The 14,408-nt window shown below is 73.1% G+C and carries 14 protein-coding genes; 7 read left to right on the forward strand and 7 right to left on the reverse strand.

What is annotated here, in order from left to right; all coding sequences use genetic code 11:
* The first annotated feature begins 18 nt into the window (after positions 1-18).
* A complete protein-coding gene (locus tag ACGFIW_RS02365; RefSeq protein ID WP_393310545.1) occupies positions 19-570 on the forward strand; it encodes a pyridoxamine 5'-phosphate oxidase family protein in 552 nt (183 codons plus the stop codon).
* 192 nt (positions 571-762) lie between these two features.
* Positions 763-4,422 carry a SpoIIE family protein phosphatase gene (locus tag ACGFIW_RS02370; RefSeq protein WP_393310546.1) on the forward strand — a complete coding sequence of 1,220 codons (3,660 nt, stop codon included), beginning with the start codon at positions 763-765 and terminating at the stop codon, positions 4,420-4,422.
* Between the two features lie 27 nt (positions 4,423-4,449).
* On the opposite strand, the gene ACGFIW_RS02375 is transcribed toward ACGFIW_RS02370, so the two are convergent.
* Positions 4,450-4,764 (reverse strand): STAS domain-containing protein, encoded by a 315-nt coding sequence (locus tag ACGFIW_RS02375; RefSeq protein ID WP_393310547.1) that lies wholly within the window; start codon positions 4,762-4,764, stop codon positions 4,450-4,452.
* Between the two features lie 94 nt (positions 4,765-4,858).
* Here ACGFIW_RS02375 and map point away from each other — a divergent pair, with 94 nt between their 5' ends.
* Positions 4,859-5,716, forward strand: a complete 858-nt coding sequence (gene map / locus ACGFIW_RS02380) for a type I methionyl aminopeptidase (protein WP_393310548.1) — start codon at positions 4,859-4,861, stop codon at positions 5,714-5,716.
* On the forward strand, positions 5,713-6,426 hold the full coding sequence (locus ACGFIW_RS02385; RefSeq protein ID WP_393310549.1) for a VIT1/CCC1 transporter family protein: 714 nt from the start codon (positions 5,713-5,715) through the stop codon (positions 6,424-6,426). Before map ends, ACGFIW_RS02385 begins: the two co-directional genes overlap by 4 nt.
* 42 nt (positions 6,427-6,468) lie before the next feature.
* Here the strand turns inward: ACGFIW_RS02385 and ACGFIW_RS02390 are convergent, their stop codons facing one another.
* From ACGFIW_RS02390 to ACGFIW_RS02415, 6 genes are all read right to left on the reverse strand, one after another.
* Entirely contained in the window at positions 6,469-6,966 is a 498-nt protein-coding gene (locus ACGFIW_RS02390) for a nitroreductase family deazaflavin-dependent oxidoreductase (RefSeq protein WP_393310550.1), read from the reverse strand.
* An 84-nt stretch (positions 6,967-7,050) separates the two neighbouring features.
* Positions 7,051-9,783 carry an FtsX-like permease family protein gene (locus tag ACGFIW_RS02395; RefSeq protein ID WP_393310551.1) on the reverse strand — a complete coding sequence of 911 codons (2,733 nt, stop codon included), beginning with the start codon at positions 9,781-9,783 and terminating at the stop codon, positions 7,051-7,053.
* A 41-nt stretch (positions 9,784-9,824) separates the two neighbouring features.
* Positions 9,825-10,559: an ABC transporter ATP-binding protein gene (locus ACGFIW_RS02400; protein WP_393310552.1), complete on the reverse strand. Its 735-nt coding sequence runs from the start codon at positions 10,557-10,559 to the stop codon at positions 9,825-9,827.
* Positions 10,556-11,158, reverse strand: coding sequence for a PadR family transcriptional regulator (locus ACGFIW_RS02405; protein ID WP_393310553.1), 603 nt, complete (start codon positions 11,156-11,158; stop codon positions 10,556-10,558). Before ACGFIW_RS02405 ends, ACGFIW_RS02400 begins: the two co-directional genes overlap by 4 nt.
* A 52-nt stretch (positions 11,159-11,210) precedes the next feature.
* Complete coding sequence (locus ACGFIW_RS02410) at positions 11,211-11,648, reverse strand: ferritin-like domain-containing protein (RefSeq protein ID WP_393310554.1); 438 nt, start codon at positions 11,646-11,648, stop codon at positions 11,211-11,213.
* Positions 11,645-12,169, reverse strand: coding sequence for a hypothetical protein (locus ACGFIW_RS02415; protein ID WP_393310555.1), 525 nt, complete (start codon positions 12,167-12,169; stop codon positions 11,645-11,647). The genes ACGFIW_RS02410 and ACGFIW_RS02415 overlap by 4 nt, the downstream gene beginning before the upstream one ends.
* 154 nt (positions 12,170-12,323) lie before the next feature.
* Between ACGFIW_RS02415 and rimP the strand changes: the two genes are divergently transcribed.
* The 3 genes from rimP to ACGFIW_RS02430 are packed head-to-tail and all read left to right on the forward strand — an operon-like array spanning position 12,324 to position 14,402.
* Positions 12,324-13,013, forward strand: a complete 690-nt coding sequence (gene rimP, locus ACGFIW_RS02420; protein ID WP_393310556.1) for a ribosome maturation factor RimP — start codon at positions 12,324-12,326, stop codon at positions 13,011-13,013.
* Positions 13,010-14,053, forward strand: a complete 1,044-nt coding sequence (nusA, locus tag ACGFIW_RS02425) for a transcription termination factor NusA (RefSeq protein ID WP_393310557.1) — start codon at positions 13,010-13,012, stop codon at positions 14,051-14,053. Before rimP ends, nusA begins: the two co-directional genes overlap by 4 nt.
* Before the next feature lie 16 nt (positions 14,054-14,069).
* On the forward strand, positions 14,070-14,402 hold the full coding sequence (locus ACGFIW_RS02430; RefSeq protein WP_393310558.1) for a YlxR family protein: 333 nt from the start codon (positions 14,070-14,072) through the stop codon (positions 14,400-14,402).
* The last annotated feature ends 6 nt before the right edge of the window (positions 14,403-14,408 follow it).

Raw genomic sequence — 14,408 nt, forward strand, 5'->3', positions numbered from 1 at the left:
CGGTGGGAGGATCGGCGCATGGGCAAGGTCTATCCGGAGATCGACGGTCGACTACGTGACTTCATCGCGGGCCAGCCGGTCTTCTTCGTGGCCACCGCGGCGTCCGACGTCGAGGGGCATGTCAACGTCTCACCGAAGGGCATGCGGGGCACGTTCGTGATCCTCGGCCCGCACCGGGTGGCCTACCTCGACTATCACGGCAGCGGGGCGGAGACCATCGCCCACCTGCGCGACAACGGCCGGATCACGCTGATGTTCTGTGCCTTCGACGGGCCGCCGAAGATCGTCCGGTTGCAGGGCCGGGGCCACAGCGTCGCGGTCACCGAGGACGCCTTCGCCGACCGGCTGGCCGAGTTTCCCGCACCACCGGACGTGCACGCCGTCCGGGCCGTGATCACCGTCGACGTGGAACGGGTCAGCGACTCCTGCGGCTACGCGGTGCCACTGATGGACTTCCGCGCCGAGCGCGACCTGTTACTCACCTCACACTCCCGCCGTACCGCGGATGACCTGGCGGTCTATCGGGCCACCAAGAACGCCACGAGCATCGACGGGCTGCCGGTCTTCTGACTGGTCGGGCACGCCGGCGGCCACCGCTCGTCGCGGGGCGGGCCCGCACTGTCCGGTGCCCGACGGCTCGCGCGTAGGTAAACAGCGTCCGACCGTCGTCTTGCGTTACGTTGCTGCTCCGCCGGGGTACAAGTCGAGGCACGGCGGGTAAAGATCAACGGTCGCGGGGTGCCGGCCGGAGCGGGAGGCTTTATGAGCTCGGCCCAGGGGGGTGCGGACGTCGGGCGCTTCGTCGTGCCCGGTCCGGAGGCTCCTCCGATGCTGGCGGCGGCGTTCGCGGCCGGCGGCGAGATGGGCGAGCTGATCGGCGGCTTCGACTGGTCCACCGGCCCGCTGGGCGAGCCCGCCCGCTGGCCGCTGGCGCTCTGCAACGCGGTCGGCATGATGCTCGCCTCCAGTGCGCAGATCGTCATGTTCTGGGGCGACGAGCAGCTCGCCTTCTACAACGACGCGTATCGACCGACCATCGGCGGCAAGCATCCGGAGGTCCTCGGCCAACCGGCCCGGCACCACTGGGCGGAGACCTGGGCCGTGCTCGGCCCGCTACTCGACGGCGTGCGGAGGACCGAGCGCTCCTACCGCGGCGACGACCACCCCTTCCTGCTGGACCGGCACGGCTTCATCGAGCAGACCTACTTCAACGTCTCGTACGACCCGATCCGGGGGGACGACGGCTCGGTCAGCGGCGTCTACTGCATCGTCAACGAGACCACCGGTCGCGTGCTCGGCGAGCGCCGGCTGCGGGCACTCGCCGAGCTGGGCGCCGAGTTGAACGACACGGGCAGTGCGGCCGAACTCGGCCGGTCCGTCGCCGAGGTGCTGGGCCGGCACCGGGCGGACGTGCCCTTCGCCCTGATCTACCTGGCCGACGGCAGCGGTCGCCTCGCCCTGGTCGGGTCCACCGGCATCGCCCCGGCCACGGTCGGCGACACCGCCGCGCTGCTGGCCCGGGTCACCGCCGACACCGCGCCCGCGACCGTCGACGTGGCCGACCTGCTCGACCCACCGCCGGCCGACGCCGCCGACCAGGCCCTCGTGCTGCCCCTCACCGCGACCAACCAGACCGTCGGCGCGCTTGTCGTCGGCGTGGCCCGCCAGCTCCCCCTCGGCGCCGACTACCGCGACTTCCTGGAGCTGATCGCCGCCCAGATCTCCCGTGCCGCCGGCACCCAGCGGACGTACGAGCAGGAGCGGGCCCGCGCCGCCGAGCTGGCCGCACTGGACCTGGCGAAGACAAACTTCTTCGCCAACGTCAGCCACGAGTTCCGCACCCCGCTGACCCTGGTGCTGGGCCCGCTGGAGGACATGCTGGCCGACCCGGCACTGCCCGCGGCCGACACCGACCGGCTCACCATGATGCACCGCAACGCGTTGCGCCTGCTCAAACTGGTCAACACCGTGCTGGACTTCTCCCGGCTGGAATCCGGTCGCCTCGCCGCCCGCTACCAGCCCACCGACCTCGCCAGCTACACCGCCCGGCTGGCCAGCACCTTCCGCTCGGCGACCGACCGGGCCGGGCTGCGGCTGGTGGTGGACTGTCCACCGTTGCCGGCGCCGGTCTTCGTCGACCGGGACATGTGGGAGAAGATCGTCCTCAACCTGGTGTCGAACGCCGTCAAGTTCACCTTCGACGGCGAGATCCGGGTGCGGGTCCGGGCGGTGGACGGCATGGCCCGGCTGGAGGTGACGGACACCGGCGTCGGCATCCTGCCGGGCGAGCTGCCGCACGTCTTCGAGCGGTTCCACCGCGTGCCCGGCGTTCGCGCCCGCACCCACGAGGGCACCGGGATCGGCCTGGCGCTGGTCCGGGAGCTGGTCGAGATGCACGGCGGGGAGACCGGGCTGGTCAGCCAGGTCGACGAGGGCAGCACCTTCACGGTGACCGTTCCGTTCGGGTCGGCACACCTGCCGGCGGACCGGGTCGCGGCCTTCGACCTGTTGCCCCCGGGCGAGCCCGAGCAGGCCCGGCTCTACGTGGCGGAGACCGCGCTCTGGACCGGCGTCGAGCCGATGCCCGCGATCGTCGGCCGACCGACGAACGGCGCACCGGCCGGCCGGATCCTGGTCGTCGACGACAATGTGGACCTGCGCGAGCACGTCACCCGGCTGCTCTCCCCGACCTGGGAGGTGGTGACCGCGAGCGACGGGCTGGCCGCTCTGCCGCTGGCCCGCGAGGGCGGGTTCGACCTGGTGCTCAGCGACGTGATGATGCCCCGACTGGACGGGTTCGGTCTGGTCGGCGCGCTGCGTGCGGACCCGCGTACCCGTCATGTGCCGATCGTGCTGCTCTCCGCGCGGGCCGGCTCCGCGGAGGCCGTCGCCGGCCTCTCCGCCGGCGCCGACGACTACCTCACCAAGCCGTTCTCCGGCCAGGAGCTGATCGCCCGGGTCCGGGCCAACGTCGAGCTGGGCCAGCTCCGCGGCCAGATCATCCGTCGGCTCCGGGCACTGGCCGACGCGGCGGTGGCGGTGAACACCGCCCGGTCCACCGCCGAGGTGCTCCAGGTCGCCGCCCGGCACGCGTTGAGCCTCGCCGAGGCCGCGCGGGTGGTGGTCACCGCGACCGGGGCCCGGTCCGAGGCGGACTCCGGCGGCGCCACCGCCGCCGACCCGTCCTTCGTGGCCGACCTGACCGGCACCGCCGGCGAACCGCTTGGTGAGCTTCGGGTCTGGCGTCCGGCCGGCGACGACGCGCAGGCCGACGAGGCCGCGTTGACCCAACTGGCCCGGCTGGTCGGGGTGCGCCTGGAGAACGCCCAGCTCTACGAAGCCGAACACCGCATCGCGACCACGTTGCAGCACAGCCTGCTGCCCCGGACGCTGCCGCAGCTACCGGGAGCGGTGTTGGCCAGCCGGTACCTGCCCGGCACCGCCGACGTCGAGGTCGGCGGCGACTGGTACGACGCCATAATCGTCGAGGACGACGACCTGGTGCTGGTCATCGGCGACGTGGTCGGCAAGGGCGTCCAGGCCGCGGCGGCGATGGGGCAACTGCGCAACGCGCTGCGGGCGTACCTGCTGGAGGGCTACGACCCGGGCGAGTCGCTGACCCGGCTCAACCAGCTGGTCTGTTCCACCGATGGCCGCTCGTTCGCGACCGTGGTCTGTCTGCTGTTCAACCCGCGCACCGGCCGGCTGGGGTACGCGAGCGCCGGTCACCCCTCCCCGCTGTTGATCAGAGGAGGCGTCGTGTCGTTCCTGCACGACCATGCGCTCGGTCCACCGGTCGGCGCCATCCCCGGGGCGACGTACGAGGCGGTCGAGGGCGAGTTGCCGGCCGGCAGCCGACTGCTGCTCTACACCGACGGGCTGATCGAGGACCGTCAGCTCGGCATCGACGCCGCACTGGCCCAGCTGCGCGTCGACGCGGCGAAGCCCAGCGAGCACGTGGCCGACCTGATCGACGCGGTCGTCGAGCGGGTCGACGGGCATCCGCGCCGCGACGACGTGGCGGTGCTCGCCCTTGAGGCGGCCGAGCTGAACCGTTTCGCGTTGCGGCTGCCGGCGGACCCGACCCGGCTGAGCGTGCTGCGCAAGCGACTGGAGGACTTCCTCGTCGCGCACGCGGTCGACGAGACGGACGTGTTCGACCTGACCGTGGCGGTCTCCGAGGCCGCGGCCAACGCCATCGAGCATCCGGTCCACCCCGCCGAGGCGATGATCAGCGTGGTGGTGGCCATCGAGGACCGGACGGTGACGGCCACCGTGCGCGACAGCGGGCAGTGGCGTGAGTCGACGGGTTCCGGGTTCCGGGGGCGTGGCCTGGCGTTGATCAGGGCGCTGGGTGAGCTGTCGGTGCGGCGTACCGATGAGGGCACCGAGGTGACGCTGCGCCGGGAGCTGCGGAGCTGACCGCGCGCCCGGCGGCGGCCGGGCGGCTCAGGCCGGCCGGAGCCAGCTCTGCTCGCCCAGGCCGGAGATCTCCAGCACCCGGCGGACCTGCCGCGACGGCAGGACGGTGAGCACGCCCGAAAACTGCTGGGCCAGCCGGACCAGGGCGTGGATGGCGGCCGAGTCGAAGAAGGTGACAGCGCTCAGGTCGAGGGTGATCCGCTCGGCGGGCTCGCGCAGCGCGGTCTGGAGCATGGTGTCGGCGGTGGCCATGTCGACCTCACCGGCCACCACCACCTGGAGATGACCACCGTCGATCTCCGCGCTGGCGGAGAAGACGGGCGGTGCTCCCCCTTGATCCACCCAGACACCATGGCACAGCGGTACTCGCGGGGCAACAACCACCCCGGAGCGCCCGTGGCGCGAGTCACCAGCGCCCCGGCGATAGGCTTGTGGCATGACCGTCCGTCCGCCGCTGACGCCAGGCGCGCTCTCCCCGACGCGTCCGGTGCCACCCCAGATCGCCCGACCGGAGTACGTGGGCAGGGAGCGCCCGGCCCAGTGGCGCGGCTCGCACGTGCAGACGCCGGAGACCATCGAGAAGATGCGGATCGCCAGCCGGCTCGCCGCCCAGGCGACCCAGCTCGCCGGCGAGCACTGCAAGCCCGGCGTGACCACCGACGAGATCGACAAGGTGGTGCACGAGTTCCTCTGCGACCACGGCGCGTACCCGTCGACACTCGGCTACAAGGGCTTCCCGAAGTCCTGCTGCACCAGCCTCAACGAGGTCATCTGCCACGGCATCCCGGACTCCACGGTCCTGGCCGACGGCGACATCATCAACGTCGACGTGACCGCGTACATCGGTGGGGTGCACGGTGACACCGATGCGACCTTCTGCGTCGGCGAGGTCAGCGAGGAGGCCCGGCTGCTCGTCGAGCGGACCCACGAGGCGATGATGCGCGGCATCCGCGCGGTCGTCCCGGGCCGCCAGATCAACGTGGTGGGCCGGGTCATCGAGTCGTACGCCAAGCGGTTCGGCTACGGCGTGGTCCGCGACTTCACCGGCCACGGCATCGGTGAGGCCTTCCACAGCGGGCTCTACGTGCCGCACTACGACAGCCCCCGCCCCACGGACATCATGGAGCCGGGCATGACGTTCACCATCGAGCCGATGATCACACTCGGCACCTACCAGTACGACATGTGGGACGACGGGTGGACCGTGGTGACGAAGGACCGGAAGTGGACGGCCCAGTTCGAGCACACCATCGTGGTGACCGAGGACGGTCACGAGATCCTGACCCTGCCGTGACCGACACCCCAGCGGCGCTGCGCGAGGCGCACCACGCGGACGTCTCCGGCGGGTGGCTGCGCCCGGCCGTCTTCGGAGCGATGGACGGTCTGGTCACCAACATCGCCCTGATCGCCGGTGTCGGCGGTGGCGGCGTGTCGGCCCGCAACATCGTGCTCACCGGTTCCGCCGGCCTGGTGGCCGGTGCGATCTCGATGGGGCTCGGCGAATACACGAGTGTCCGCTCCGCGAACGAGCAGGTCGCCGCCGAGGTGGCCAAGGAGCGGCGGGAGCTGGAACGGCACCCCGAGGCGGAGGCCCGGGAGTTGGCCGACGCCTGGGTGGCCCGGGGTCTTCCCCGGGACCTGGCGACCCAGGTCGCCGAGGCGGTGCGACGCGACCCGGAGGAGGCCCTGCGGGTGCACGTCCGCGAGGAGTTGGGCGTCGACCCCGACGACCAGCCCAGCCCGTGGGCGGCGGCGATCTCGTCGTTCCTGTTCTTCTCGGTGGGCGCGCTGGTGCCGCTCCTGAGCTACCTGTTCGGCGCCACCGAGCTGTGGCTGGCCCTCGGCGTGGGCGGGCTCGGGCTGTTCGCCGCCGGAGCGGTGGTGGCCCGCTTCACCCAACGCCCGTGGTGGACCAGCGGGCTGCGGCAACTGCTGCTGGGCGCCGCGGCCGCCGGCGCCACCTACCTGATCGGCTCGCTGATCGGCGTCCCGGGCGGGCTCTGACGCGGTCCGGGCCGCTGGTGGGCCCGCCGAAGGTGGCGCGGCCTAGCCAGCCGGCGGCGGGCCAGCCGGCGGCGGGCCGGTCGGCACGAGCCGGAAGATGTGGATCTCCCGGCCACCGGCCCGTCGCACGTACGTGCGGTACGCGGGCCACTCCGTGACCAACAGTTGCCACAGCCGGTCCCGTTCGGCGCCGGACGCCAACTCGGCGCGCACCGCGACCCGCCGGCCCTTGACGTCCACGGCGGCGGTGGGCTCGGCGAGCAGGTTCATCGCCCAACCCGGGTGCTGGGTCTGCCCCCAGTTGGAGCCGATCACCACGTACGTGTCGCCGTCGGGCACGTAGAGCAGGGGATTACTGCGGGGTTTGCCGGAGCGGCGGCCGGTCGTCGTGATCACCAGGGACGGGATCAGGCCGAGCGCCACCACCCGCCCCCGGGTGAGTCGACCGACCACCCGGTCGGCGGGGACCAGCAGGCGTGCGGCCGCGCCGAACCAGCGGTGATGACCGACTCGACGGGTGATGTTTCCCAACGCTGACACGCCGATCAGTCTGCCGGGTGCCCCGGCGCCGGCGGCACCCCCCTACGCGCCCGGATCGTCAGCCGGCCGGCCACCGCACCGGCGTCAGTCCAGCCGCCGTTCGATCGGCAGCCGGGCGCGGGTGAACAGGCCCGCCCCGAGCATCGCCACCACCGGCACCAGCACCAGGACCCCGAGTGCGGGCCAGGGCACCAGCAGGGGGTACGGATCGGCCGCCGGCCAGTCGCTGGCGTACTCGCGGTTGACCGAGACCAGCACGATCGCGGCGGTGCCGAGGCCGGCCACGATGCCGAGCACCGAACCGACACCGGCGATGATTCCGGCCTGGCAGATCGCCAGCATTCGGCGTACCGCCGGCGCCGCGCCGACGGCCGCGAGGGTGGTCAGCTCCGCACGCCCCTCGGCGGCGGCGAGCGCGGTGGCGATCCCCGCCGCCCCCACCGTGATCACCCCGGCCGCCGCCGCGAGCAGCAGCAGCAGCGGTGAGATGTCGTTGGGACCACCGCCGTACTCCACGGACACCAGGAAGGTGCCGAAGGGCCGCAGGGCGCTGGTGAACCGCTGCTCCTGGTGCCGGTCCGGCGGGGTGGAGGTGCCGATCACCCAACCGGCCGGCGACCAGGTCAGGCCGAGGTGCCGGGCCGCGGACGCGGAGAGCAGCAGCTGGGGTTGGCTGATCACCCCGCTCAGCGCGTACCCGGGCAGGTCGGCGGTGGTCGACCCGTCCGTCGCGGAATCCACCTGGTTCACCCGAACCGTCACCAGGCCGTCGTGCAGGTAGCGCGGGTCGGTCACCACCACGCCCCCGGCGCGCAGCACGGCGGTGGCGGCGGCGGTCGTCGCCGGGTCCGCGCCGGTGAGTAGCGGCAGTGCGGTCCCGTCATCCACTCCGGTCTGCACGTAGCCGCCGTCGTAGCCCATCGCGCTGGTCCGACAGCGCGGGTCGGCCCGGGCCTGCCGACGCTGGGCCGCGGAGAGATCGGCCCCGGGCTGCCAGGGGCATACCTGCGCGGGTGGGAGCGCCGGCGCGACGTCGCAGTAACCCCTCCGGGACGCGCAACTCACCGAGTTGATCGGGGCGATCGTGTCGGCACCCAAGTGTTCCCGGGCGATGCCGGTGACCTGGGCCAGGGTGGGTGGCCGCGTCGATTCGCTCGCGTAGACCAGCACGTTGCCGGTCGGCACCACCGGCCGGTAGGCGCGCGACTCCCGGGCGTCGCTGCTGGCCAGGAACCCACCGAGCGCCACACTGCCGGCCACCGCGGCCATCACGGCGCAGATGGCCGGCGCCGCGGCCGCCCGGTTGCGGCTGGCGTCGCGCAGCGCGATTCGCGGTGCCAACGGCAACACCCGGCCGAGCCGGGCGAGCGCGCCGATCAGCGTGGGCGTGCAGCACACCAGGCCCAACTCGCCGAGGATGAGACCGGCGAGGATCACCGTCGAGGAGGTACGGGCGGCCCCGAACGCCGCCAACCCCGCCCCGCCGCCCACCAGCGACAGACCGAAGGTCAACCACCGGGTCCGGGACACCGGTGGGGTACGCCGCCCGGCGAGCCCGGCGCTGACGTCCTGCCGTGCGGCGGTCCAGGCCGGTGCCAGGGCGGCGAGCACTCCGGCCAGCACCGCGACCCCACCGAGCAGCAGCAGCGCGATCGGCCAGCACCGGTACCCACCGAAGCGGGCGTGGAAGACGTACTGCTCCACAAGCGGACGACCGGCGAACGCCGCGGCGACGCCGACCAGCAGGCCGGCGACGGCGCCCAGCACACCCAGCACCACACCGTCGGCCAGCACCACCCGGCGAAGCTGGGCGGCGTCCCCGCCGGCCACCGCGACGAGCGCCAGATCCCGCCGTCGGCGACGGATGCCGACCGCGAAGGCCGGGCCGACAAGCAGTACGACCTCCAGCAGCCCGAGGCCGGCGATGAGCACGCCGGTGCTCAGGTCGCCGGTGCCGCTCAGGTCGACCCTGCCGAGCCACGTCCGTTTCCGGTCGTCCGCCGGGTCGGCCGGTGGACGGGTGGTGACCACCACTCCACGCTCGTTGAGTCGGGACACCAGCGCGGCGTCGATGGTGCCGGGCACGTCCGCCAGCCAACTGGTCAGCGAGCCGGAACTGGTCCGTGGCACCGCACCCGGATGCAGTGCCACCACCATCCCGAGGTCGTCGGGGAATTCGACGACCCCCACCACGGTGTACGCCCGGCTCCCGTCGGCCAGGGCCACGGCGCGGCCGAGGCGCAGGTCCAGGCGGCGTAGCGCCGCCGGACTCACCGCGATCTCGCCGGGCTGCCGCGGTGCCCGGCCCGCCCGGAACCGCACCAACCCGCGGGCCAACGGGTCACCGAGGTCCAGCACCCGCCCCTCCACGTCCTCGTCGAGGCGCGGGCCCCGCAGGGTCAGCGGGATGCGGCTGCGCACCTCGGTGACCCGACTGCCCGGTCCCAGCAGCGCACTCACCTGGGCGGAGGTGGCCCGGGCGGTGGGTTGCTGCTGCTCGCCGTCCCGGACGTACCAGGTGTCACCGCGCTCGTCCTGTCGCACCGGCGCGTCGGCGACCCAGCGCAGTTCCCCGTCGGCCACGCCGAGCTGACGGTCGACCCGTTCGGCCGGGGTCAGCTCGGCCATGTCGTAGCTCGCCGCGAGGAAGGCCAGCGCCGCCACCGGCAGGGCGATCATCGCGAGTACCAGGGCGGTCCGGCGGCGGGATCGGCGGGACTCCCGCCGGGCGATCCGCAGCGCCGCCCGCCAGGAGCCGGTCAGCTCGGCGAACCGCCGTCGGCCGACCGGGGCGGGGGGCGTCACGGGCGGTGGCACGCTGTCGACCGGAACGGGGGCCCGCGTCGGACGGCGGATCGTCACCGGTCGCTGCCGGACAACAACTGCTCGACGCTGCCCAGGGGTGCCGTCGTGTCGACCAGGACGCCGTCGCGCAGGAACACCACCCGATCGGCCCAGCCGGCGTGCCGTGCCTCGTGGGTGACGAGCACCCCGGCGGCACCCGCGTCGATCCGGCGGCGCAGCAGGTGCAGCACCGCCTCACCGGTCTGCGAGTCAAGTGCCCCGGTGGGCTCGTCGGCGAGCACCAGCCGCCGTTCGCCCACCAGCGCGCGGGCGATGGCCACCCGCTGCTGCTGCCCACCGGAGAGCTGGTCCGGAAAGCGGTCACCCAACGCGGGCAGGCCCACCTCGGTGAGCGCGGCCATGGCCAGGCCGCGAGCCTGCCGTCCGCTGGTGCCGTCCAGCTCCAGCGGAAGCGCCACGTTCTCCACCGCGCTCAGACTGCCCAGGAGGTTGAGCTGCTGGAAGATGTAGCCGATCCGACGGCGGCGCAGTTGGGCCAGACCGCGACGATCCAGCGCCCCCAGCGGCTGCCCCTCCACCCGGACCTCCCCGTGGGTCGGGCGGTCCAGGCCACCGGCGAGGGCCAGCAACGTCGACTTGCCGGAGCCGGACGGGCCCATCACGGCGACCAACTCGCCGGGCCGAACGACCAGGCTGACCCCGCGCAACGCGTGCACCGCCGCCGGTCCGGCACCGTGGGTGCGGTGGACGGCGCGGAGCTCCAGCACCGCGTCGTCCGGCCCGGTCACCGTCGTGCCTCCTCGCCGACCCAGCGCGCCCCGTCCCGCGCGTCGGCGTCCGCCGCTCGCGGCGGGGGAGGCACCGGGCCGCTGGGCTGGTGCCGCACCAGACTGGTCTCGCAGTGGTCCAGCCAGCGCACCTCCGCCTCGGCCTGGAAGACCATCGAGTCCAGTACGAGGCGCCAGGGGAGGTCCTCCGGTCGGTCGCTGCCGTACTTCAGCCGGGTCAGCTCCTGTAGAGCCCGCATCGTCGCGCTGCGCTGGGCCTGCACCACCGAGCGGACGTCCACCCCGGGGGTGGTCAACGCCAGGGCCAACTTGATCGCCAGCTCGTCGCGGGGACGGTCGTTGCGGCTGACCGGCGTGGCGAACCACCGCGCCAGATCGGCCCGGCCGGCGTCGGTGATCTCGTACGGGCGCTGCCCGGCCTCGCTCTCCGGCAACGGGCGCACCAGACCGTCCCGTTCCAGCCGGGACAGCGTGGTGTAGACCTGCCCGATGTTCAGGGGCCAGGTCGAGCCGGTCGACTCCTCGAACGCGGCGCGTAGCTGGTAGCCATACATCTGGCCGCGTTCGAGCAGGGCGAGCAACCCGTGACGGATGGACATGGCAACGGAGTATGCATACCTGGTATGCGTACCGCAACCGGAGTCGAACGGTTCAGGCTGGCCGACCGGGAAACGGGACAGTCAGCGGGGTCAGCCCGGCTGTCCGGCGCCACCGGGTGGCCCGCACCGCGTACTCGACGAGGGCGGCCAGCGCCTGGTTGCGCTCGGCCCCGGTGGTCGACGCCAGAGCCGCCCGCCAGTGCGCGGCCGTGCGCTCCTCCACCTCCGCGGCGAGCCGCAGGGCGCTGGCCCGGTCGGTGACCGGGAACGGCAGCGCGTACCCCGCGCGGTCCGGCGGCACGACACCGCCGGCCGCGCTCAGTTGCACCACGAGCGCGTCACGCCGGCTCCGATGCGCGGCCTCGGCCTGGTGTGCGGCGTCCCGCGCCGCCCCGGTGAGTCGGACCCCGATCCGGCCGTAGGCGTAGATGGCCGCGTACTCGGCGGACAGGGCGGAGGCGAGCGCCTCCCCGGCGGACGGCTGCCTCACTTCAGTGCCTCCTGGTGGGTGGCTCGGGCGGCGGCGATCGACCCGAGCAGTGCGGCCCGTTCCGCGCTCGCCGCGGCGCAGGCGGCGGTGGCCGACTGCTGGGCGGCCTTCTCCAACCCGCGCAGGGCGGCGAGCGCGCGGGCCCGGTCGGCGGCGGGGGCGGTGGTCGGTGTGGCGGCCCCGCTCGGCAGGGCGACGCCGATCACCCGGGCCAGCTCGGTGGCGTGCGCGGTGTGCGCCTCGGCGATCGGGTCGAGCCGCCCGGCCAGGTCGGGATGCGCGCTCGCGCTCGCCTGGTACGCGGCTGCCAGCGCGAGTGACTCGTCCACCATCGGCCGCAGCGGGTCCGGTGGTGGCGCCGGCTCGTCCTCACGGTCGAAAAGATCACAGCCGGTCAGCGGCACCGCGGCGCCACCGAGCGCCAGCAGTGCCCCGGCGCGCAAGAGCTTTCGCCGGGAATGTCCGGATGCTTGGTCGCGCTGTGTCGTTCTGCCGATCCCCACCCGGCAAGTCAACACCATGCCCGCCGGTCCGGGGGCCACCGCCGTCGGTGCGCCGCCCGGTCCGCCGGCGGGCAGGCGCGTTACGCTCTGCGCAGCCACCGGCGCGTCCGCTCCGGTGGGGTGCCGGCATGTCGGGCGACCGATCACCGTCGACCAGGGAGAGGGTGCGGAGATGACGCAGCGTGGCCGTGCCACCAGGTCGACGGGGCGACCCCGCGAGGCTGCGGGTCCGCGTGGCGGTGATCTCGCCGCGCGGCGTGCGCGGTTGCGGGCCGTGATCGAGCCAGTGGTCAACGACGCCGGCTACGACCTGGAGGACCTGTCGGTTTCCCGGGCCGGTCGCCGGCACGTGGTGCGGGTGATGGTGGACGCCGACGGCGGGATCGACCTGGACGCCGTGGCCGACGTCTCCCGCGCGGTCTCGGCCGCCCTGGACGCCGCCGAGGAGACCGGTGGCGACATCGTCGCCGGGGAATACCAGCTGGAGGTCAGCTCGCCGGGCGTCGACCGGCCACTCACCCTGCCCCGCCACTGGCGGCGCAACGTGGGCCGGCTGGTCAAGGTCACCGCTCGGGGCGCGGCCGCGTTGCCCGGCCAGCGTGGCGAGCAGCCCGCCGGTGACCGTCAGCTCACCGGCCGGGTGGTCGCGGCCGACGACGAGGGCATCCAGCTGGAGACCGACGGCGCTCGCGCCTCCTGGACGTACGCCCAGCTTGGCCCCGGCCGCGTGCAGGTCGAGTTCACCCGGCTCGCCGAACTCGGCGAGCCGGACGAAGAGTTCGACGACGCGGACGACTCAGACGAGATCGACGATTCAGACGACATCGACGACGAAGATGATGTGGAGGACGAGGAGAGGTGAACATCGACCTCGCGGCGCTGCGCGCACTCGAGCGCGAGCGGGAGATCCCGTTCGACACGATCCTCGCGGCGATCGAGACCGCGTTGCTGACCGCCTACCGGCACACCGATGGTGCCGAACCGCACGCCCGGGTGGAGATCGACCGCAGATCGGGCGCGGCCCTGGTGTACGCGCAGGAGATGGACTCCGACGGCAGTCTGGTGCGGGAGTGGGACGACACCCCGCACGACTTCGGCCGGATCGCCGCCATGACCGCCAAGCAGGTGATCCTCCAGCGTCTGCGGGAGGCCACCGACGAGGTGCACTTCGGCGAGTACGTGGGCCGCGAGGGTGACCTGGTCACCGGCGTGGTGCAGGCGCACGAGACGCGTACCGAGAAGGGCATCGTCAGCGTCGACCTCGGCAAGCTGGAGGGCGTGCTGCCGCAGTCCGAGCAGGTGCCCGGCGAGCGGTACGCGCACGGCGAGCGGGTCCGCTGCGTCGTGGTGCACGTGGCCAAGGGCATGCGCGGGCCGCAGATCACCCTGTCCCGTTCGCACCCGGCGCTTGTCAAGAAGCTGTTCGCGTTGGAGGTGCCGGAGATCGCCGACGGCACCGTGGAGATCGGCGCGATCGCCCGTGAGGCAGGTCACCGCACGAAGATCGCCGTACGCTCCACCACCCCCGGGGTGAACGCCAAGGGCGCCTGCATCGGCCCGATGGGTCAGCGGGTGCGGGCCGTGATGAGCGAGTTGCACGGTGAGAAGATCGACATTATCGACTGGTCGGACGACCCGGCCACCTTCGTCGGCAACGCGTTGTCGCCGGCCAAGGCACTGCGGGTCGAGGTGGTCGACCTGGCCAATCGGGCCGCCCGGGTGACGGTTCCCGACTTCCAGCTCTCGCTCGCGATCGGCCGGGAGGGGCAGAATGCCCGACTCGCGGCCAGATTGACCGGTTGGCGGATCGACATTCGGTCCGACGCGGAGCAGACCGCCCCGGCCGCTCGTGCGGCAACTGATCACGTGCGGGAGCCGGGCGGCGCGATCTCGGGCAGCTAGGGGTAGACTTCTTCCAGTGGTACGACGCACAACGCCGGAACGCACCTGTGTGGGTTGTCGGCAACGTGCGCCGGCCAGCGAATTGCTGCGGATCGTCGCGGTCAGGGACGAGGCTGGTCTCAGTCTCCGGCCTGATCCGCGCCGCAGGCTGCCGGGTCGGGGAGCGAACATGCACCCGGATCCGGCCTGCTTCGCGCTGGCGGTGCGCCGCCGCGCCTTCGGGCGTGCGCTGCGCAGCACCGAGGTCCTTGACCACGGTGTGCTGGCGGAACACGTCGATGCGCCAACCACTACGTCCGGTCAGCCCGACCGGGCGAGGGTCGCTAGCAGGGTAGGACGACCGACATGAGCACAC

Source organism: Micromonospora sp. NPDC048935 (genome assembly GCF_043197875.1).
In the GTDB taxonomy this organism is placed as follows: Bacteria; Actinomycetota; Actinomycetes; order Mycobacteriales; family Micromonosporaceae; genus Micromonospora.